This window comes from Candidatus Thermoplasmatota archaeon, assembly GCA_030018475.1.
Taxonomy (GTDB): Archaea; Thermoplasmatota; JASEFT01; order JASEFT01; family JASEFT01; genus JASEFT01.
In genome coordinates, this window is sequence record JASEFT010000117.1 from 1 (window position 1) to 688 (window position 688).

Annotated in this window: 1 protein-coding gene; it reads left to right on the forward strand. The window is 41.9% G+C overall.

Features of this window, described 5'->3' with window-relative positions; translation table 11 throughout:
* Window positions 1-39: 39 nt before the first annotated feature.
* The gene (locus QMD21_07845) at window positions 40-519 is read left to right on the forward strand and encodes a hypothetical protein (GenBank protein MDI6856675.1); all 480 of its coding nucleotides are present in this window, start codon (window positions 40-42) and stop codon (window positions 517-519) included.
* Window positions 520-688 lie beyond the last annotated feature (169 nt).

Sequence of the window (688 nt, forward strand, 5' to 3'; positions counted from 1 at the left end):
ACGTTGTTCATAAAGGTTTAGCTAAGGTTCAAAACATCGATGTGCGAAATGTCGGGTATAAGACCTCTGCCTGATACAGCAGGCGCAGAAGACTCAACAGACGGCTGGCTGATTGATAGATATACTGGCGAAAAACTTGCAGATGTTCAGATGCCGTTTAAGGTTGGTAGCACGGAAGCTTTTGTAGATTGCCCTGGTTCTTTACTGCTCAAAGCAGGGCAGTGGAATGAAGCGCAGTTTACAGTCACCAACAAAGGGGAAAGCAAACTGAAACTCAAAGTCGGAATTTCGCATCCTAGTCGGAATTATGGCTACACCTATGAGTGGTATGTAGATGGGCTGACAAATGGAGATACAACGAAAGAGCTGAAACCTAACGAATTTGAAACTGGCGTATTACATATCAAGCCGCCTGCGACGCCCGTGGATGTGGGAGATTATTTTGTAATTTGGGCGGAGGAAGTTACGATTGCTCAGAATCTTTTCAGTATGCTGGTGGCGTTCTGGATCGTAAAATGAAGGAACACTTATATCCGAAGCGATGAGAGGAAACATTTTTCTATATCCTTTTCCGATTAAAAGATTTTTGATGTTGTAAAGTCAACTAAGATCTGTAACATTTTCAGACTCTGGCTACATTGATTAATCCATTCTTTCTGCCTTTGAACTTTAAAAATTTATGCCTGAA

Excerpts from the sequence above, each read along its gene's own strand:
- QMD21_07845 (MDI6856675.1), top strand. The coding sequence starts at position 40 with ATGTGCGAAATGTCGGGTATAAGACCTCTGCCTGATACAGCAGGCGCA.